We start from the raw sequence: 19,994 nt of genomic DNA on the forward strand, positions 1-19,994 counted from the left end.
TTCTGATCTAACTTCCGCTTAAGCGGGATACTTACACGCTGAAACAGGTTTCAGAAGACGCGTCACTCCGCCCGGTCGCTCAAAAAACGCTCCTCAAGCGTGGCTTCCAGCCCAAGCATGGCGTCTTCGGCATGCTGCATGTGTTCGGTCATGATCTGCTGAACGGTGGCGGCATCCTGACGGCGCATCGCGTCGATCAGGCGATATTGATAATCAATGCCGACGCTGCGCGCCACCGGCTCGGGGCGCTGGTAAATATCTTTGCAGACGGCCAAATCTTTGAGCAGACGTTGCAGGAAATGGCAGATAAACGCCAGCAGAACGTTGTCAGAATAACTGGCCACCACGCCGTGAAAATCCAGTTCGGCCATGCGCTGTTCCCAGCGTTCAGCTTCGTCAGCGGGTTCATGATCGTAGACGGCAATCAGCTGATGCAGTTTCACGAAGCCTTTGGCGTCGATATTGCCGATGGCGCTGACCGCCACCAGAGGCTCCAGCGCTTTGCGCAAGGCGTAGATATTGCTGATGGAAAGCTGACGGGTAAACAGATAATTGGACAGCAAACTCATGGCGCGAGATTCGGTCATTGAATCAATAAACGCACCGCCACCGGGGCCGGTTTTGGTGCGGATCAGCCCCTGAACCTCTAAAGATTTCAGCGCTTCACGCACTGTGCCTTTCCCTGCGGCATAACGCGTTATCAGATCTTTCTCCTGCGGCAGACGGTCGCCGGGCAGCAGATTCTCGCTGATGATGCTCTCTTTGATGGCATCGACAATTTCATCAGTGCGCTTGCGGCGTACCGGTTCCGGTTGGTGTGTCATTTCAATACTCATAAATCCCTTCATTGATTTAAACCCTTGGCGCACTGGCCAGAAGACGTTGCGTGTAGGCGTGCTGCGGTGCGTTGAACAACCGATCGTTATCCGCGCATTCTACTAAATCACCGTGATACATCACCGCCACGCGATCGGCAATGGACTCCACCACCGCTAAATCATGGCTGATAAACAGATACGACAGGCCGAACTCACGTTTCAGGCGATCGAGTAATAACAAAACCTGTGCCTGTACCGACACATCTAAAGCACTGACCGGCTCGTCAAGCACCAGAATACGGGCCTCGGCCGCCAGTGCGCGGGCAATCGCTAACCGCTGAGCCTGACCGCCAGAAAACTCATGCGGATAACCACTGAGCGCATCGGCAGGCATCTGCACTGCCTCCATCAATTCCAGCATTCGCGCTTTACGTCGCATGGTGGGGTAGGCGCATAAATAACGCAGCGGCACATCCAGCGTATCAGCGATGGTTTTTCGGGGGTTGAGCGAGGCCACAGGATCCTGAAAAACATACTGAATCATCTGGCCGAAGGCTTTGTCGCTGCGTTTAGCATGTGTCGACATCGCTTCGCCCATCAGTTTAATGGTGCCGGACGTCGGACGTTCCAGACCGACCAGCATTCGCGCCAGCGTACTTTTACCTGAACCACTTTCACCCACTACCGCCAGCGTTTCGCCTTCAGCCAGATGCAGAGATATCCCTTTTACCGCTTCAACCTGCAGTTTGCGGCCGGAGAACCAGCCGGAGGTACTGCCGAAGGTTTTCACCAGCCCGTTGACTTCAATCACGTTGCTCATATTGCCCCCGGCTGTGGTTTTGAGTTGGCATACAGTTCGCCGACCTGTTTGAGGAAATCGCGTCCCTGGCCGAGTTTCGGCACGCTGGCAATCAGCCTGCGGGTGTAATCATGCTGCGGGTCCCGCAGCACTGACCGGGTTTCACCGCTTTCAACAATTTCGCCGTTACGCATCACTGCCACCCGGTCGCAAATCTGGGCGATCACGCTAAAATCATGAGTGATGAATAGCAGCGTCAGGCCACGTTCACGACGCAGCTGTTGCAGCAGCTCGAGAATACGTGCCTGTACCGTGACATCCAGCGCGGTAGTGGGTTCATCGGCGATGATGATTTCCGGGTCATTGGCCAGTGCCACTGCGATGCCGACACGCTGACGCTGCCCGCCAGAAAGCTGATGGGGAAAGGCGTCGAAGCGCGCCGCAGCCTCATCAATTCCTACGCTGTGGAGCAGCGTCAGTGCTTTCTCTTTAGCCAGCCGGTTTGACAGCGGCTGATGGGCCTGAATGGCTTCAATGATTTGTGCGCCAATGCTGAACTGAGGGTGCAGGGTGGTCAGCGGGTCCTGGAAAATATAGGCCACCCGCGCGCCGCGGCACTGTTGCAGCTCGCTTTGCGTTCGCGACAGCATCTCTTCGCCGCCGACGTAAATCGCGCCAGCGGTGATTTCTCCCGGTGGGGAAGATACCAGTCCCATCACGGACAGCGCAGTGACGCTTTTCCCAGATCCGCTCTCCCCAATCAGCCCCAGACATTCTCCTTTGGCAACGTAAAAACTTACGCCTTTGACCGCTGCGACGGATTGTTTTCCCGAGCGGAAATTCACTTGTAAATCCACCACTTCCAGCAGCGCATTCTTGCCCTGTATGGCAGAGGGAACGCTGGCACGATTGACCGTAGTGACGGCTTTCCCGCGCAATAGAATGCCGGACTTCAGGCGTGGATCGAGCAGGTCGCGGACGCCGTCACCCAGCAGATTAAAACTCATGACAAGAATGAAAATCGTCAATCCAGGTACGATGGAAACGTGCGGTGCGCTGAACATCTGTGCGCGTCCCTGACCCAGCATCGAGCCTAAATCAGCGTTGGGTGGCTGGGTTCCCAGTCCGAGGAACGACAACCCGGCGGTCTCTAAAATCATCCAGCCGACGGTGGTTGACATGGTGACCACCACAACCGGCATCATGTTGGGTAGCACTTCGGTCAGCAAAATTTGCAAATGATTTTTGCCCGACAGCCGCGCCGCCTGAATAAAATCGCGCTGACGCAGGCCAACGGTCAGACCGCGAATATTACGGGCGAAGAAAGGAATATTCACCACCGAGATGGCGTAAAGCGCATTGAGCAGTCCGGGACCCAGCACCGTGACGATCACCAGCGCCAACAGTATATAAGGGAAGGCCATCAGCATATCGATCAGGCGCATCAACAGGCTGTCGGTTTTACCTCCGGCATACCCGGCGACCAGACCAATCAGTGTACCGAACAGTGCGGCCAGCAGCGTGGCGCAAACTCCCATTGCCAGTGACACGCGGGTTCCCCACAGCAGGCGGGAGAGCATGTCCCGGCCCAGCGGGTCTGTGCCGAGCCAGTGGCCGGGCGAAAACGGTCGCAGCAGACGGTTGAGCAGATCGGTGGCGTCAGGGTCTGGTAACGGCAGCAACGGCGCGGCGAGGGCGGCACCTGCCACCAGCACCAGCATGATCAGGCCGAGCGTGGCCAGCCGGTTGGCCAACAGCAGCGCCCACAACGGCTGGCGATGACGAGGCGTGACAGTGGTGATGTTCTGGCTCATGATTTTAACCTCGGGTCGAGAAGCGCCTGTAAAATGTCAGCACACAGGTTGATCAGTACATAGGCCGCAGCGGCAACCAGCACGCCACCCTGTACCAGAAGCAAGTCGCGGGTGGCGACGGCTTTCACCATCATTGCGCCAAGCCCCGGCCACTGAAATACCGTCTCTATATAGACCGCGCCGCCGAGCACAAAACCGGCCTGAATACCGATCACCGGAATGACTGACACCAGCGCCATACGAAAGGCGTGCTTATAGATCACTTTGCGCTCGGACAGGCCTTTGGCGCGGGCGGTACGAATGAAGTCCTGACGCAACACTTCGAGCATCGCGGTGCGGGTCAGGCGAGCGATAACGCCGGTGGCAACAATCGCCAGCGTAATAGCGGGTAAGGTCAGATGATGCAGCAAGTCGAGCCAGCCGCCACCGGCCCAAATGGCATACATACCAGAAGCAGGGAACCATTGTAGCTCTACGGCGAACAGCATTATCAGCAGCAGACCAATCCAAAACGAAGGCATGGAAATTCCCAGCAGCACCAGCAACGTAATGATGTGGTCGCCCAGGCCAAACTGGCGGACGGCGGAGAGTATTCCGGCCAGCAGCCCCAGCACGGTGCTTAACAGCAGTGCGCAGCCTCCGAGCAACAGCGTGGCGCCAAAACGCTCCATCACTTCATCAATGACCGGGCGATTAAGCACGTAAGAACGGCCAAAATCGCCGTGCAAAATATTGCCCGCCCAGATCAGATATTGTTGATAGAGCGGTTTATTCAGCCCGAGTTCCTGATTGATCCGTGCGACGTTTTCCGGCGTGGCCCAGGCACCGAGCAACGCCTGAGCCGGATCCCCCGGGATCATTGCCATAATCAAAAAAACAATCAGCGACAACCCGATAAACACCGGAATGGTCGAGAGCAGCCTTTTAAGCACGTAACTCCCCATAAGTTTCTCTCCGATTACTGTTTGGTTACCCGGTTGAGCAACAGATTGAAATTCGGTTGCAGTGCGAAGTGCTGAATTCGTGTGGAGGTTACGGCGTTCTGTTTCCAGTTGGCGACGAAAATCCACGGTGCATCGTCATGTACGAGCTGCTGCACCTGCCTGTAAAGCGCGGCGCGCGTTGCGGTGTCTGTGGTCATGCGCGCTTGTTGCAACAGATTGTCCACCTGCGGATTGCTGTAATAACCGGAGTTAAAACCGCCTTTTTTCGGCCAGGCGTCGGTGCGTAGCGTCAGGAAAGGTAGGGTGTCAGGGTCGTTGGTCATCCAGGCCATTTCCGCCATATGGGTGTGATTGTCCAGACCGGCATTAACCTTCGATAGATAGGTATTCCACTCATAGGTCTGGAGCGAAACATTCAGACCTACTGCTTTCAGGTCAGCCTGAATGGCGGTGGCCATCGGGATGGGATCCAGCATGCCTGATCCCCCCTCGGCGACGTAGAAGGTCAGCGTTGTCCCTTCTGCTCCGGCGGCTTTCAGCAGTGCGCGGGCTTTAGTCGGATCATAAGGATAGGGCGTCACCTCTTTATTGGCCGCCCAGTTAAAGGCGCGGGGGATCGGGCCCTCGGCTACGTCGGCCGAACCCTGCAAAATTTTATCTGTCAGCGACTGTTTATTGATGGCGTAATTCACCGCCTGCCTCACCCGCACGTCGTTAAAGGGGGGCACTTGTGTATTGAGCATCACGTACCAGACGTGTGGGCCGGTAGTCTGGTACAGGCGGAAGCGGTCACTTTTCTCCTTGAACAGTTTCACCGTGTCAGGAGGCACTTCTACCATTGCATCAATGCCGCCGGAAAGCATCTCGGCGACCCGCGTATTACCATCGGTGATGGGGCGGAACACCACGTTTTGTACCGCAGGTTTACCGTCCCAGTAATCACTATTGGCCGTCACCACCACGCGCTGATTGGCTTTCCATTCTGCAAAGCGGAATGCGCCAGTGCCGACCGGGTGACGGCCAAACTCTTTGCCGTATTTTTTCACTGCCGCTGGTGACACGATAAGGCCGGTTGGCGTGGCGAGGTTGGAGAGAAACGGTGAGAACGGCTCTTTCAGCGTAAAGACCAGCGTATTTTGGTCCGGTGTTTCGATGTTTTTTATCGAAGAGAAGAAAAATGACAACGGGAAAGGCCCGGTGTCATGCCACGGGTTTTTATCATCCAGCATACGGTCAAAGGTAAATTTCACCGCATCGGCATTAAACGGTGTTCCGTCCTGAAATTTCACCCCTTCGCGCAGATAAAAGCGGTAAGTAAGGCCGTCGGGACTGATTGTCCAACGAGTGGCCAGCGCCGGTTCGATATCCAGTTTCCCCTCACCGTTACGCACCAGTCCGTCGTAAACGTTCACCAGAATGCGCGAGTCGTTGGCTGCGGTAGCAACCTGTGGATCCAGCGATTGTGGCTCAGCCACCTGACCAATCAACAGCGCATCCGCAGGGGTTCTGGCCTGCACCTGAGCCTGCCACGACAGCGCAAAGAGACAAAAACAGATTGGCATAAATGACTTTTGCAAAGCTGGCAGCATATCGACCTCGTCGCTTAATAAAACGCTATGTGGAAACCTCAGAAAAAAATCAGGCGTTGTCCTGTTTATTATTTATGCGTATAAATTAACTGAATTGCAATAATTTATACGTATAAATTTAACCAGACTGTCGCGGAGTACTTATGACTTTTTCAATCGTGGCGCGGGACCCACACTCAGGTGCGGTGGGTGTCGCCACCGCTACCGCTGGCCCTGCCGTGGGTGCATTGGTGGTACACGGACGTGCGCAGACCGGCGCGATTGCCACCCAGGCAATGACCAATCCACTTTACGGGGAGCGGGGTCTGACGTTGTTACACCAGGGGGCCGATGCGGCATATACATTGAAAAACCTGCTGGCGCAGGATGCGGACGCTGCCCGAAGGCAGCTACTGATAGTCGATAATCAGGGCAATACGGCGCAGTGGAGCGGGGCAGATTGCGGAGTCTGGGCCGGAAGCATCGCGGGGCATCAATGTGTCGTCGGTGGGAATTTACTGACTGGGGAACGAACGCTGTTTGCGATGCTGGAAAATTATCACCTGCAAACTGACCTGCCGCTGGCCGACCGCCTTCTGGGAGCCATGAACGCCGGTGCGCAGGCCGGCGGCGACCGGCGCGGGCTTAAATCTGCGGCGCTGAAAATCTGGTGCGACCGCCAGTATGCCAGCGTTGATCTGCGCGCTGACTGGTCCGATGCGCCGTTGGAGGCGTTAGCGGAGATTCTGCAACAGACGCGCTCTCCTTCTCATGCCGATTTTTTTTCCGCCTTACCGAAAGGCCAGCTGCGTTAATCAGTCATAAGATTGCATAAAGGTACAGGCCATGAGAATCAGAAACATTAAAGGGTTTTGCGGGTGATTTTAATTTGCGGATTTTTGAGTCGTTAAGAGATATTTGGGGGTCACTGTGTCATCGAACTCACCTGACCCCAAATCTGACCACCAAATTTTCCCGGCGCGGAGGGAAAACTGAAAATGCATCAGGACTATTTTCACACTCGCTGATTGCATCAACGCCATACAGGCCCGGGCTCCGGGCATAAAAAGCAAAAATCCCGCTTAAGTTTCCTTAAGCGGGATTTTCTAATTTGGCTCCTCTGACTGGACTCGAACCAGTGACATACGGATTAACAGTCCGCCGTTCTACCGACTGAACTACAGAGGAATCGTTGGAACGGGGCGAATAATAGCGACTGCCCCGTGGCATGTCAAAGGGGAAACTGAATAAATGCGTGCGTTTGCTGATACTTTAGCCAAGTTGTTGAGAATAGAGTCAAAAAGGCCCGTTTTCATATTGAAGCAGGCCTTTTTCGGTCTTAACGCAATTCACGACAAGCGCGGGTGATCCGCTCGCAGGCTTCCTGCAACCGGTTGTCATCGATGGCATAAGCAATACGCAAATAACCCGGCGCACCAAAAGCAGAACCCTGAAGCGTGGCGACATGGCCTGATTTCAGCAGATAAGCTGCAAAATCTTCATCTGTTCTGAGAATATCGCCTGAAGGTGTCGTTTTACCTGACATCCCCTGACAATTAGCGAAAACGTAAAATGCGCCCGGCGGCGTTTCGGCACTCAGGCCGTCAATGGCATTCACGCAGTTCATGATCAGGGTGCGACGGTGCGTCAGGATGTCGATCCAGTCCGCGATGAATGCATTGCCCTGTTCCAGAGCGGCAACAGTCGCGGCCTGAGAAATGGAGCTGGGGTTGGAAGTGCTTTGCGACTGCAAAATTTGCATGGCAGAAATCAGCCACGCGGGGCCGCCCGCATAACCCAAACGCCAGCCGGTCATTGAATAGCCTTTAGAAACACCGTTTACGGTCAGGATACGCTCTTTCAGACGAGGTTCGACTTCGGCGAGTGTGGCGAAAATACCGGGCACAAAACAAATTTGTTCGTAGATGTCGTCTGCCATCACCAGCACCTGCGGATGCTCCAGCAGAACGGCGGCCAGTGCGTGGAGTTCGTCAGCTGAATAGACTGCCCCGGTCGGATTGTTCGGGGAGTTGAGGATGACCCAACGTGTTTTCGGGGTGATTGCGGCGGCTAAAACTTCCGGCTGCAATTTCCAGCCATCACTTTCCAGACAATGAACAATCCGCGGTTCACCTTCCGCCAGTGCCACCATATCCGGATAAGACACCCAGTAAGGGGCCGGGATAATCACCTGATCGCCAGACGAAACGGTGGCCAAAAGTGCGTTGAAAATGAGTTGCTTGGCGCCACTGCCCGCGATGACTTCATCCGGGCGGTAGCTGATCCTATTTTCACGATTAAACTTAGTCATGATGGCGTGTTTAAGCGCGGCGGTACCGGCAACGGCAGTGTATTTTGTGTCACCTTGTACAATCGCGTCGATGCCGGCCTGCTTAATATGTGCGGGAGTATCGAAATCCAGCTCACCTTCGCCCAGGTTGATGACATCAGTACCTGCCGCGCTGAGCGCACGAACCTGGTCGGAGATCGCCGCTGTCGGCGAAGGGCGCACGCGACGCAAACGAGGTGCAAGAAATTCAGCAGACATTGTTTCCCCTGTATGAACAATAACAAAATTGTATTATGTGAATCATTAAAACCAATTTAAACTTACCATTCTTCTTTTTGCTTTGCTCATAATTTCTTCGTGCTGAGCGGTATTTTCCTGACGGAAACGGCAGGGCAGCGGGTATGGCTGGCGGTGAGCCTGCGGGCTGTCTGAACTTTTCATTTATATTTCAAGGTTGTCTTATGGCTTTTATTTTTGTTGCACATGACACACCTGAGCCGTCGCTGTACGGTGCGATGGCGGCAATACTGGCGGCACAAAAGGATTTACCGCTGGCGCATCTGCCGGTGAGCTGGGATACCGCACGCTACCCTGATGCCTGCCAGCACGTCGTTGGTGAAGGGCAACGGGTAACCAGCGGGTTGCTTTGGGCAGAACGGCTGATTTTGCAAAGTGCCGGTAAAGTGATGAAGCTGGAAGAATTGCTGAAGACGTATGGCATCGGGGATGTGGTGATCCCCCTCGGGCCAATACAGATCATTCAGTTCACTCAAATTGCACGGCAGGTTCGCGAAAACGCGTTTGACTATGAATTGATTACGGTTGAGCGCGAAAATCAGGGGTATATGTTCAGGCGGCACGGACTGACGGATGAAGCCGCCGGATGCTGGTGGCGTGATCGTTATGGGCGCTGGATAAATCACGATACGCCGCCACAAACCACCACTTCGCTGCGTATCGCGCTGGTCGGTGCGCAGTCCGAGCAGTGCACGACCTATCCGGCCACGCTCGCTGCGTTGGGTGATGCCGCGGATGCTTTATCAGTGTCGCTTGATATGGTGTATGCCGCGCCCCAGGTGCTGGAAGATCATCTGCATGAGGTGATGGAAAACGTCGATGGCATTTTACTGCCGGGCGGATCCGCGATGTGTAATGTTACCGGACAGATTTGTGCCGCACATTACGCCCTGAATCGCCATATTCCCATTCTCGGCTTGTGCCTGGGCATGCAAACCATGACTACGGCCATCGTGCAGAACATGATGGGTTCTGCGAAAGCCAATCTGGCGGAAGCGGATCCTGATGCTGATATTAAAACTTTTGTGCCGCTGACGAATACGCCAACATTGCCGGTTCACCGCCTCGGGGATCATCGGATGCATTCCCGCCCCGGCAGCCGGTTGCATGAGATTCTTGGCGATGAATTTATCGTGCGCTACAACCACCGTTTTCACCTTGCACCTGAACTGAAACCGGATCTGGAAAATCACGGATTGCTGATCAGCGGGACCGATGCCACCGGCAAGATTGCTGACGGAATCGAATTCACACGCCATCCGTTTTATCTCGGCGTGCAGGGCCACCCGGAGTTGTCATCACTGTCGGTGAAACCTCACCCGTTGCTGATAGCTTTTCTGAAAGCGGCGTCAGCTCAGCACGGATAAATTGACGGCACCATGAAAAATCCCCGCCTGCAAAGACGGGGATTTTTTGCTTAAAGCGGGTTACTTCAGGGTGACGCCGGAACGCGGATCGGCGGCCAGACGGCGCAGTTCCTGCTCCACCAGCCCGATCACATCAGCTTGCAGATCAATCAGCGGGGCGCGGACATGGTGGCCGTCAAAACCGCGCAGGTTCATGGCCGCTTTTACCAGTTGCGGCTGACCGAAACGGCGGGCCAGCGCCCGGTACGGATACCACAGACGGTGCAGTTCGCGGGCTGTGCTGGCATCGCCGCTTTCCAGCGCACGATAGGTTGCCAGAATAATTTCCGGCAGAGCGCCGCTGTTGGTGGTGCTGATGCCGTCAAAACCACACATCATCGGCCCTAAAAATGCCAGATCGGAGGCGCAGAACAGACGCAGACGCCCGCCAAGACGGTTGGCAATCTGATCGATGGCGGTCGGGTTCAGGTCACCTTGTTTGATACCCACCACGCCGTCGATGTCGGCCAGTTGCTCCAGCACTACCGGCGGCAACGTAATGCCGATACCCGGTGCGTTATACACCAAAATACCGGTGCGTGATAACGGTGCCATCTGTTTGAAGAAGCTGATAATTTGCGCGTCGGTCACTTCAGAAACAAACGGCGGCGTGACCATCGGCAGGCCACCCAGATCGCCCGCCAGTTGCGTTAAATCACGCACGACACGGACATCTGAACCTGCGCTGCACAACATCACCGGCACGCGGTCACCCACCACTTCCATCACATGGCGGAACAGCGTGGCGCGTTCGTCGGCGGTCATCGCCGGGAATTCACCGTACGTGCCGCCAATCAAAATGCCGTCATAACCGAGGCCGATGACCCGCTCAATGTTGCGGGATAACCCGGCAAAATCAAACTCGCCGCCCGCCGTAAAAGGCGTCACGGTAATATTAAAAATACCTTTCAGGCGCGCCTGACTTTCACTGATGTCTTTCATTTATTCAATTCCCATCATCTGGTTAAAAGCAAAATCAAAGTAAGGTCAGCGGACGATCCACTGTGCCGAGGGCGCGATAGCCGGTTTCGGTCACCACAATGGTTTCACTGACACCGACGGTGAATTCGCCGTAAATGCGCAATGCAGGCGGAATGTGGAAGGTCATTCCCGGCTGTAATTCGGTGGTGATGCCGCTGTAAAGGCTGAGGATCGCGCCTTCGCCCCAGTCCGGTGCGAACGAAATACCAATCGAATAACCGGTGCGTTTTTTGAAGTTATCGGTATAGCCAGCGCGGTCGATAACGGCCTGACAGGCCAGATGCGGCGCTTCGCATGTCGCGCCCGGACGGATGGCATCGAGTGCAGCCTGCAACGCTTCCTGACAGACTTTTTCCATTTCCAGCGCCACGGCTGGCGGTTTGCCGAGCCAGGCGGAGCGCATCAGGGCCGCGTGATAACGGTCGTGAGTGGCGGCCATTTCAAGGAAAATCGGGTCGCCCCCGAGAATTTTACGGCGTCGCCATGTACCGTGCGGCACACCGGTGCGCGGGCCGCTGGAGACCAGCGGTTCCATGCCCATATATTCGGAACCGGCGGCAATCGCTGCCCCCATCATGGCGGAAACCAGGTCGTTTTCTGTCGCACCTGCGGCAATCGCCGCGCGGCCTGCCAGCATGCCAGCGTCAACGTAACGGGCGGCGTGCGCCATTTTTTCCAGTTCTGCGGCTGATTTCACGGCGCGCAGTTGCTCGATAACACCAGCCGCATCGTGGATCGTGCCGATTTCAGCCTGTAAGGCTTCGTATATTGCGATCGGCAGAAACCAGCCGCGTTTATCGATCCCGATCCGGCTCTTCATCCAGCCACGCGTTTTCAGCACATCGAGCAGGAAATTCACCGGATTATCGCCATCGGTATAAATCGCCGCGTCGCGGATAAAGGTGTTGGAGATGAAGTTGAAATACTCAAGCTGGCGGATAACAAACACCGGATCGCCTTCCACCGGCAGTACCAGCGTCTGGAAAGTGTAATAGCCCGGTGTTTGCTGACCTGTCAGGTAAAAGATGTTTTCCGGCCCGGTGATCACCATCACGTCCAGACCGGCTTTCACCAGTAACTGACGCGCCTTCGCCATGCGCTGCCGATATTCTTCTTCGTGAAATGCAGATTCTGCGCCTGGCACGACGCGGCCCGTATCGGGTAATGATGTTGCTGTCATTGTTCAAACTCCTGAATAAATTCTGCCTGGGAAGGGGTGAAGCGGATACCCAGCCCCGCGCCCGGCGGGCTGCTGAGTAACCCCTGATGATAGGAAAGGCCGTGAACCGGGTCGTTACCCAGCCCGTCGGCACCGTAAAGTTCGGCGTAAGCGGGCTGGCAGGCGCGGGCGACGTGCAGGGCGGCGGCGGTAGCGGCACCGCCTTCGTTCATCTGACCAATCATGAAGGGCACGCCCGCTGCCGTAAGACGTCGTGCGGCAGCCATTGTCGGCGCAATGCCGCCCATTTTGACCAGTTTGAGATGCGCCATAATCTTGCCGTTCAGCGCCAAAATGCGTTCTAAATCCGCCTCGCTGCTCATGCTTTCATCGAGCATCAGCGGCACCGGACTGGCTTCGGCCAGCGTCGGATAATAGTGCGCATTAGCGTCAGAAACCGGCTGTTCGAGATAACTCATGTCAAACTTCGCCAGCGAGATTAAATGGCTGCGCGCGGCTTCCGGCTGCCATTGGCCGTTGGCATCTGCGGACAAACTGATTTCGTGCCCGAAACGTCGGCGCAGCGCACTGAGCCGTGCTTCATCTTCTTCGAACGAAGCCACGCCGACGCGCAGTTTAAGCTGTGTAAAACCGCGATCCACATACGCCGTCGCCTGTTGCAGCATCTGCGCCATCGGCGTCCAGAACAGCGTCTGGTTGGTGTGATAACTCACCGTTTCGCTATTATCTGCGCCCGCCAGTTGCGCCACGCTGATGCCTTCCTGACGCGCGATCAGATCATGCAGCGCGATATCCAGCAGCATGCGTGTCGGTGCCAGAAAATCCGCCAGCCGTTGCGGCAGATTGAGCAAAATTGTGCTGGCAGGCTGACTGAGATCCAGTTGCTGCAACGCACGGATCACATCACTCAACACCCGTTCGGCGCTGTAACCATTGAGATACGCCATGTTGATGCGCACTTCGCCCAGCCCGTTGAAGTTTTTGTCTTCAAGCAGCAGATACAAGGTGTCCAGCCCCGGCACACTGCCCGACGAGGCGGTATAAAGTTGCAGATGCGGATACCGCAGGTCGGCGCGATATAATGTCGCTTTCACCGTTTTCCCCTCAGCGTTTGAGCATTTTTAAGGCAACATCGCAGTAAATTTTGCTGCCTGCCACGAATTCATCGATGGGGATAAATTCATCAGGTTTATGCGCGACGGCCAGCGAACCGGGGCCGATGATGATGCCTTTAGTGCCCAGACTGCGAAAATGCACCAGATCGCATCCCCCCTGAAAACCGAACGGGCCGGGTTCTGGATTGCCCTGGGCGGCGCAGGCTTCAACGCCCGCCCGCACAATCGGATCGTCAGAATCGGTTTCGGTCGCACCGCCGGTGGTGGGTTTGTAGGTGATGATTTCGCTGCGCACACCGAATTTTTCCTGCGCCAGTTGCAGTAAATCCTGAATTTCCTGTTTCACGGCGTTTTCGTCTTCGCCCGGCACCATACGCCGGTCGAGCAATAATTCGCAGGCGCCCGGCAGCACGTTATCGGCATGCCCGCCGCTAATGCGCGTGACCGTCAGGCTGGCGTTACCGACCAGCGGATGGCAGCGACAACGCACGGTATGTTCATGCGTTTCTTCCACCAGACCGAGCAGTTGCGCGGCACGGAAAATAGCGTTCTCGCCCAGCTCCGGTGTGCCGGAATGCGCGGTGACGCCATGAACGCGAACCAGCGGGCGTAAACTGCCTTTGTGCGCCGAGTATGTGGTGTTGGACGTCGGTTCGCCGATCACCACGTAATCGATATGCACCGGGGCTTCGCGCACATAAAACTTCGCGCCTTCGCTGGCGACTTCTTCGTCGGCGACAAAAATCGCCATCAGCGTGCCGCGCCAGTCATTGCGGTTGGCCGCGAGCCAGCGCATGGCTTCGATCATGGCGATCAGCGGGCCTTTAGCGTCGCAGGCTCCGCGGCCATACAACCGCCCGTCGCGTTCGGTGAGGGTGAACGGATCCTGCTGCCAGCCTTCACCGGCCGGTACGACGTCGATGTGGGTATTAAAGGCAAAGCACGGGCCGCTGCCGTTTTCCAGCCTGCCAATCACGTTGGTGCGTCCCGGTGCGTACTCGCTGAGCGTCATGTCGAAGCCGATGTCGCTGAGCATGGCGCTGATAAGCTCTGCGGCCTCGCGTTCACGTCCCGGCGGGTTTTCGGTATTGATCGCCACCAGTGCGGCAAGATCGCGTTTCATTCTGCTGATATCGGGCGATGAAAGACTCATCGGTGTCTCCTGAAAAACAGTTTTGTGGCAAAAGTCAGGCCCCTGGTGAGGGCGCAATAGGTGTTTTGAGAGTGCTGAAAAGGATCAATGTAAGATTTGATCTAAGAAACGTTGTGCCCGCAGGCTGACATCGCCGCCGAAGAATTTTTCGCCGGTCGCGTTTTCGATGATTTCGCCGTTTTCCATAAAGACGATGTGATTGGCTGCACGTTTCGCGAAGCCCATTTCATGCGTGACCACAATGCTGGTCATGCCTTCGGCGCTGAGATCGGCCATCACGTCGAGCACTTCGCGGATCATTTCCGGGTCGAGCGCCGAAGTCGGCTCGTCAAACAGCATCAGTTTGGGTTTCATCGCCAGTGCACGGGCAATGGCGACACGTTGCTGCTGGCCGCCGGAAAGTTCATCCGGGAACGAATCGGCTTTATCAGGAATTCGTACTTTGCCGAGCAGTTCCAGTGCCTGCGCCTCGGCTTCACTGCGGCTGACGCCCAGCACGGTCATCGGCGCGAGCATGATGTTTTCGGCCGCCGTCAGATGGGAAAACAGTTCGTAGTTCTGGAACACCATGCCGATGTCACGGCGTAATTTATGCGGCTCGATACTGGCGTGGGTGATGTCCTGATTGCGAAAGAAGATCGACCCCCCCTGGATCGGCTCCAGCAAATTGATGCAGCGCAGCAGGGTAGATTTGCCTGAGCCTGACGGACCAATCAGCACCACGGTTTCGCCCTGAACCACATTCAGGGAACAGTTTTTAAGCACGTGTTGTGCGCCAAAATGTTTATCGACGCCGATGATTTCCAGAACCGGTTTGGATTGACTCACGGACTTCTCCTCAGTTTGGCGTGCTGCTGCGCAGCAGGCGTTCAGTCAGTGACAGCGCGGGTTTCTTGCGCTTTTTCGGATCAAGCGAACGTTCCAGCCAGGCCTGTCCGACCATGAATACGGAAGTCAGCACCAGGTAGTAAATACCTGCGGCGCACAGTGCTTCGAAATATCGGAAGCTGGCGCTGGCGGTCTGATTGGCGATAAGCAGCAGTTCCTGCACGGCAATCACCGACACCAGTGCGCTCGACTTCAGCATGCTGATCATCTGATTGCCCATCGGCGGCAACACGATGCGCGCGGCCTGTGGCAACACAATCTTGCGCATGATCTGGCTCTGAGTCATGCCGAGCGCCATCCCCGCCGTTCGCTGCCCGCTGCGTACGGCCTGTAAGCCGGAGCGTAAAATCTCCGCCATATACGCCCCTTCATTTAAGGACAGCGCCATCACCGCACAGGTGAAAGCGGAGAAGCGCAGGCCGAAGGTTGGCAGGACGTTGTAAACGAAAATAATCTGGAACAGCACCGGTGTGCCGCGAAATAACCAGAGATAGAAGAAGGCCAGAACGGATCCCGCCCGGAAGCGGGATTCCTGCAGCAGGGCCAGCACCAGCCCCGCAATAATGCCAAAGAACAACGAGCACACCGTTAACAACAAGGTCATTAATGCGCCCTGAAAGAACGCCGGTGAGAACAGGTATTGCCAAACAAGATCAAGTGACATGAACTTTCCTCAACGTCAGGGCAACGCTTTACTTAACATCACGGTTTCAGAAAATGGACACCGAAGCCGGGAACTGCCATTTGCTGATGATTTTTTGATAAGTTCCGTCTTTCACCACGTCCTGAAGGCCTTTTTCCAGCAGCGATTTCATTTCGGTATCGCCTTTACGCACGGCAAAACCGATGTGCGTGTCTGCTTCAAACTCAGCGCCGACGGCTTCGAAGGTATCGCCTTTTTCACTCAGCAGCGCCACAGCACCCGGCGTTGACAGGAATTCTGCATCAGCACGTTTTTGTGCCACTGCGACGGCGGAATCCGTGGCAGCCGGGAAGGTCAGCACGGTCAGCGCCGGTTTTTTCGCATCCAGACATTTTTGGTTGTCTGCACGCGCCTGACTTTCTTCAATGCCGCCCAGCGTCACGGCGATGTTTTTGCCGCACAGGGACAAATCACGACCGGTGATTTTTTCCGGATTGCCTTTCGCCACAATGACGCGGCTGCCGATTTTCAGGTACGGCACAAAATCCACCTGCTCAGAACGGGTCGGGTTGATGTACATCGCTGAGTTGATGATATCGAGACGTTTGCCCTGCAACGCGGGGATCAGTCCTTTGAACTCCATCGACATCGGTTCCGGTGTCAGCGCCAGTTTTTTCGACAGGGCGGTGATGAGATCGATATCGAAACCGGTCAGCTTGCCATCTTTAGTAAATTCAAACGGCATGAACGTGGCGGCGGTGCCATACGTCAGATGACCTTTACTGACCAGAACTGGCGCAGCAGCCTGGCTGAACAACGGGGCACTCAGGCAAATAGCGGCCAGAGAGACGGCGGCATATCGACGCAAAAAAGCTTTTTTTGACATGACAGACTCCAGTTTCCCATGAGCAGGATTGCTCTTTGTGTCTCATTAAATACAATTAAATTTGTGAGTCAAGGCTCTTTTTTGGTGCATTAATTGCACGATTTGGGGGCTTTGTAACCAGACTTCACCATCCTCAAGGCTTGTGATATTGTACAAACCTAAACAACAAATACTTTCAGGTGCTGCTATTCCATGACCCAAACTACGACAGCCAGCGGAAGGCGTCTGGCAAACCAAATCCTTGACCTGATACGTGAAGCAAAATTTGAGCCAGGTCATCATCTCAGGGAGCAACAACTGGCTGATATGCTCGGTGTGTCGCGTACGCCGGTGCGTACTGCCCTGAAATTACTGTGTGAATTAGGCATTATCGAAGCGCGGCGCAATCAGGGTTTTTTCCTGCTGAAAGCCTTCGATGAACTTCAGCGCATCAGCATTGATATCCCCGCCAGTAATGATCAGGATTTATACGAGCAACTGGTGAAAGACCGTATCGCCGGAAAGTTGCCGGATTCCCTGACGCAGACGGAAATCGCCCAGCGCTATGACGTCGATCGTGGTGTGCTGGCGCGCACGTTGCTGCGTCTGGCGGAAGACGGGTTGATCGCCCGCAACAAGGGGCATGGCTGGTCATTCTTACCGACCCTGAATACCGATGTAGCGCTGAGTAACGGCTACGGATTCCGTCTGATGATTGAGCCGGGTGCGCTCATGGCGGCAGGTTTTCACGCCGATAAAAGCGCGCTGCGCCGCCTGCGGATGCAGCATATTTATCTGATTACGCATCCGGATATTCTGGCCGTTGATGGCCGTCAGATTTTCGAAACGGACGCCACCTTTCATGAAATGCTGGCGGAGTTCAGCGGCAATATTTTTGTTTTACAGGCAATTCAGCAGCAAAACCGGCTGCGCCGCCTGCTGGAGTTCGGCAGTTACACCAATAAACAGCGTGTGCGCGAATGGTGCGAGGAACATGTCGCCATCATCGACGCCGTGCTGGAAGGGCGGATGGAAGCGGCGGCGGACATGATGCGCAGCCACCTGCAATCGGCTTATCAGATGGTGCTTAACAAAGTCAGCAAAGTGGGGTGATCCGCTGTTTTTGTCTTACATAAACCAGAGGAAAAAGTGATGGATTTTGGTATTCAGGGCCGCGTGGCGCTGGTCAGTGGCGCAGGCGGCGGTTTAGGCCGTGCGATGGCCATTGCCCTGGCAGGCGAAGGCGTTCAGGTGGCGGTTTGCGGGCGAACGCTGAGTGCGTTGCAGGAAACTGTCAGCATGATTGAAAAACAGGGCGGTACCGCGCAGGCGTGGGTGCTGGATCTGACAGCACCGGAAAGCTTTGATGATGTGCTGATGCAAATCCGCCGCACATTCGGACCGGTGGGTATTCTGATAAACAACTCAGGCGGGCCACCGCCGACGAAGGCGGCTGGCGTCGCGCCGGATGCGTGGCAATCTCAGTTCTCCACGATGGTGAGTTCGCTTATTCAACTGACCGATAAAGTGCTGCCGGATATGCACAATGCGGGCTGGGGGCGGATTATTACCAGCACGTCGTCGGGCGTGATCGCGCCAATTGCCAACCTCGGCATGTCGAATACTTTACGCATGGCGCTGGTCGGCTGGTCGAAAACGCTGGCCTCCGAAGTGGCGGGTGACGGCATCACGGTTAACGTGATGGTGCCGGGGCGTATTTCCACGCAGCGTCTGGGTCAGCTTGATGCCGCACGCGCCGGGCGGGAAGGGACATCGGTCGAAGAGGTCGCGGCAAAAAGTGCCGCCAGCATTCCGGCAAAACGCTACGGTAAACCGGAAGAGTATGGCGCTGTGGCGGCGTTTCTTGCCAGCCAGCAGGCGTCATATGTAACCGGTTCGGTGATCCGCGTCGATGGCGGCATGATCCCGTCAATATAAACGCGACGTCAGGACGTGATGCTGCGAATCTGTTTCGTGGCATCGCTGTTATTAACCCTGCTAATTTATAAGGGTGACCTATAAGAATGCATGATATTGGTGCATCCTTCTTTATCAGCGCAGTGAATTCCCTCTGAGATTCCCCGCGCCCTCCGTTTCCCACACGTCACGCGTAATAGTTTTCTCTTATATTTTGCGGTATTAGCCTCTGAAGCAGGCGTTTTTAATCTGCGTGCCGGAGATTGGCGTAAATCTTGCTTTTATCAGTCACGCTAATCGTTTGCGTAGATAACTTACCTTCATAACAACAGTCCAGGGTTATCCCTTTTCGCGCAAAATGGAGACAGAGATGAATCTCAGACGTCTGAAATACTTTGTGAAAATCGTCGATATTGGCAGTCTGACACAGGCCGCTGATGTTCTGCATATCGCCCAACCGGCATTAAGCCAGCAACTGGCGACACTGGAAGGGGAATTGCAGCAACAATTGCTGATTCGCACCAAGCGCGGCGTCACTCCTACCGAAGCAGGTAATATTCTTTATTCCCACGCCCAGGCCATTTTGCGCCAGTGCGACCAAATCCACAGTGCCGTGAATAACGCCGGACAATCGCTTAGCGGACAGGTTTCTGTCGGCCTTGCGCCGGGCACTGCCGCCTCCGGGCTGGCGTTGCCGTTGCTACAGGCTGTCCGCAAGCAGCACCCGGGCATTCTGCTGTATCTCAACGAGAATTTCGGCACTGCGCTGGGCGATTTAGTGCTCAACGGGCGCATGGATATGGCGGTCTTTTATGGCACCAGCGTGGCCTCAGGGTTGAGCAGTCAGCCGCTGATGAAAGAAGATTTGTATCTGGTCGGCGCGCATTCTGTGCCGAATCCGGGTAAATATGTCGAACTGGCTGAGGTGGCAAAACTAAACCTGTTCATGCCGCGTTCCCACAATGTCACCCGCCGTCTGGTGGATGATGCGATGGCGTTGCGCCGTTTAAGTGCCAATATCATTGGTGAAATTGAATCTTCCGCCACGCTGACTGCCGCCGTTGCCAGCGGTCTGGGGGCGACTATTTTGCCTGAATCCGCTGCCCGCACCATGACGGGTCCGGCTAAAGCCTGGATGTCATGCATCAGCAGTCCGGCGATTCAGGTTCCGCTTTCGCTGTGTGTTTGTGAAACGCTGGCGTTATCGCAGGAAGCCATGGCGGTGAAGAAGATCCTGCTGTCTCTGGTTTTCGAACAGACGGCTCCGGTGGCAGAGCCGATGTTAGTGGCGAGTTAAGCGGGGCGTTAACATTCAG

Annotated in this window: 18 protein-coding genes and 1 tRNA gene; 5 read left to right on the plus strand and 14 right to left on the minus strand. The window is 55.5% G+C overall.

Annotated elements, in window-relative coordinates:
• Positions 1–62: 62 nt before the first annotated feature.
• The 5 genes from GW591_RS03640 to GW591_RS03660 are packed head-to-tail and all read right to left on the minus strand — an operon-like array spanning position 63 to position 5,964.
• Positions 63–836: a FadR/GntR family transcriptional regulator gene (locus GW591_RS03640; protein ID WP_166860125.1), complete on the minus strand. Its 774-nt coding sequence runs from the start codon at positions 834–836 to the stop codon at positions 63–65.
• 16 nt (positions 837–852) lie between these two features.
• Positions 853–1,638 carry an ATP-binding cassette domain-containing protein gene (locus GW591_RS03645; protein WP_013574976.1) on the minus strand — a complete coding sequence of 262 codons (786 nt, stop codon included), beginning with the start codon at positions 1,636–1,638 and terminating at the stop codon, positions 853–855.
• Positions 1,635–3,431, minus strand: a complete 1,797-nt coding sequence (locus tag GW591_RS03650; RefSeq protein ID WP_013574977.1) for a dipeptide/oligopeptide/nickel ABC transporter permease/ATP-binding protein — start codon at positions 3,429–3,431, stop codon at positions 1,635–1,637. The genes GW591_RS03645 and GW591_RS03650 overlap by 4 nt, the downstream gene beginning before the upstream one ends.
• Positions 3,428–4,375: an ABC transporter permease gene (locus GW591_RS03655; RefSeq protein ID WP_013574978.1), complete on the minus strand. Its 948-nt coding sequence runs from the start codon at positions 4,373–4,375 to the stop codon at positions 3,428–3,430. Before GW591_RS03655 ends, GW591_RS03650 begins: the two co-directional genes overlap by 4 nt.
• Positions 4,376–4,389: 14 nt before the next feature.
• Complete coding sequence (locus tag GW591_RS03660) at positions 4,390–5,964, minus strand: ABC transporter substrate-binding protein (protein ID WP_112151785.1); 1,575 nt, start codon at positions 5,962–5,964, stop codon at positions 4,390–4,392.
• 143 nt (positions 5,965–6,107) lie between these two features.
• Between GW591_RS03660 and GW591_RS03665 the strand changes: the two genes are divergently transcribed.
• Positions 6,108–6,758, plus strand: coding sequence for a DUF1028 domain-containing protein (locus GW591_RS03665; RefSeq protein ID WP_013574980.1), 651 nt, complete (start codon positions 6,108–6,110; stop codon positions 6,756–6,758).
• Positions 6,759–7,055: 297 nt separating this feature from the next.
• Here GW591_RS03665 and GW591_RS03675 read toward each other — a convergent pair.
• Both GW591_RS03675 and GW591_RS03680 read right to left on the minus strand, forming a co-directional pair.
• A tRNA-Asn gene (locus tag GW591_RS03675) sits at positions 7,056–7,131 on the minus strand.
• Positions 7,132–7,282: 151 nt separating this feature from the next.
• Positions 7,283–8,491, minus strand: coding sequence for a pyridoxal phosphate-dependent aminotransferase (locus tag GW591_RS03680; RefSeq protein WP_013574982.1), 1,209 nt, complete (start codon positions 8,489–8,491; stop codon positions 7,283–7,285).
• A 203-nt stretch (positions 8,492–8,694) separates the two neighbouring features.
• Here GW591_RS03680 and GW591_RS03685 point away from each other — a divergent pair, with 203 nt between their 5' ends.
• Positions 8,695–9,897 (plus strand): glutamine amidotransferase-related protein, encoded by a 1,203-nt coding sequence (locus tag GW591_RS03685; RefSeq protein ID WP_166860128.1) that lies wholly within the window; start codon positions 8,695–8,697, stop codon positions 9,895–9,897.
• A gap of 60 nt (positions 9,898–9,957) precedes the next feature.
• Here the strand turns inward: GW591_RS03685 and GW591_RS03690 are convergent, their stop codons facing one another.
• From GW591_RS03690 to GW591_RS03720, 7 genes are all read right to left on the minus strand, one after another.
• Complete coding sequence (locus tag GW591_RS03690) at positions 9,958–10,878, minus strand: dihydrodipicolinate synthase family protein (RefSeq protein WP_013574984.1); 921 nt, start codon at positions 10,876–10,878, stop codon at positions 9,958–9,960.
• A 34-nt stretch (positions 10,879–10,912) separates the two neighbouring features.
• Positions 10,913–12,097, minus strand: coding sequence for a M24 family metallopeptidase (locus GW591_RS03695; protein ID WP_013574985.1), 1,185 nt, complete (start codon positions 12,095–12,097; stop codon positions 10,913–10,915).
• Positions 12,094–13,191, minus strand: coding sequence for a mandelate racemase/muconate lactonizing enzyme family protein (locus GW591_RS03700; protein WP_013574986.1), 1,098 nt, complete (start codon positions 13,189–13,191; stop codon positions 12,094–12,096). Before GW591_RS03700 ends, GW591_RS03695 begins: the two co-directional genes overlap by 4 nt.
• A 10-nt stretch (positions 13,192–13,201) precedes the next feature.
• Positions 13,202–14,365 carry a M20 family metallopeptidase gene (locus GW591_RS03705; protein ID WP_191996167.1) on the minus strand — a complete coding sequence of 388 codons (1,164 nt, stop codon included), beginning with the start codon at positions 14,363–14,365 and terminating at the stop codon, positions 13,202–13,204.
• 84 nt (positions 14,366–14,449) lie between these two features.
• Entirely contained in the window at positions 14,450–15,193 is a 744-nt protein-coding gene (locus GW591_RS03710) for an amino acid ABC transporter ATP-binding protein (RefSeq protein ID WP_013574988.1), read from the minus strand.
• Positions 15,194–15,203: 10 nt separating this feature from the next.
• Positions 15,204–15,917 carry an amino acid ABC transporter permease gene (locus GW591_RS03715; protein ID WP_013574989.1) on the minus strand — a complete coding sequence of 238 codons (714 nt, stop codon included), beginning with the start codon at positions 15,915–15,917 and terminating at the stop codon, positions 15,204–15,206.
• A 46-nt stretch (positions 15,918–15,963) separates the two neighbouring features.
• On the minus strand, positions 15,964–16,782 hold the full coding sequence (locus GW591_RS03720; protein ID WP_013574990.1) for an ABC transporter substrate-binding protein: 819 nt from the start codon (positions 16,780–16,782) through the stop codon (positions 15,964–15,966).
• A 192-nt stretch (positions 16,783–16,974) separates the two neighbouring features.
• Here GW591_RS03720 and GW591_RS03725 point away from each other — a divergent pair, with 192 nt between their 5' ends.
• The 3 genes from GW591_RS03725 (at position 16,975) to nac (ending at position 19,975) form a co-directional block, all read left to right on the plus strand.
• Positions 16,975–17,874 (plus strand): GntR family transcriptional regulator, encoded by a 900-nt coding sequence (locus tag GW591_RS03725; RefSeq protein ID WP_013574991.1) that lies wholly within the window; start codon positions 16,975–16,977, stop codon positions 17,872–17,874.
• A gap of 39 nt (positions 17,875–17,913) precedes the next feature.
• Positions 17,914–18,699, plus strand: coding sequence for an SDR family oxidoreductase (locus GW591_RS03730; RefSeq protein ID WP_166860130.1), 786 nt, complete (start codon positions 17,914–17,916; stop codon positions 18,697–18,699).
• Positions 18,700–19,048: 349 nt separating this feature from the next.
• Positions 19,049–19,975 carry a nitrogen assimilation transcriptional regulator NAC gene (gene nac, locus GW591_RS03735; protein WP_013574993.1) on the plus strand — a complete coding sequence of 309 codons (927 nt, stop codon included), beginning with the start codon at positions 19,049–19,051 and terminating at the stop codon, positions 19,973–19,975.
• Positions 19,976–19,994: the final 19 nt, after the last annotated feature.

The sequence above is a fragment of the Rahnella aceris genome, from assembly GCF_011684115.1.
GTDB lineage: Bacteria > Pseudomonadota > Gammaproteobacteria > Enterobacterales > Enterobacteriaceae > Rahnella > Rahnella aceris.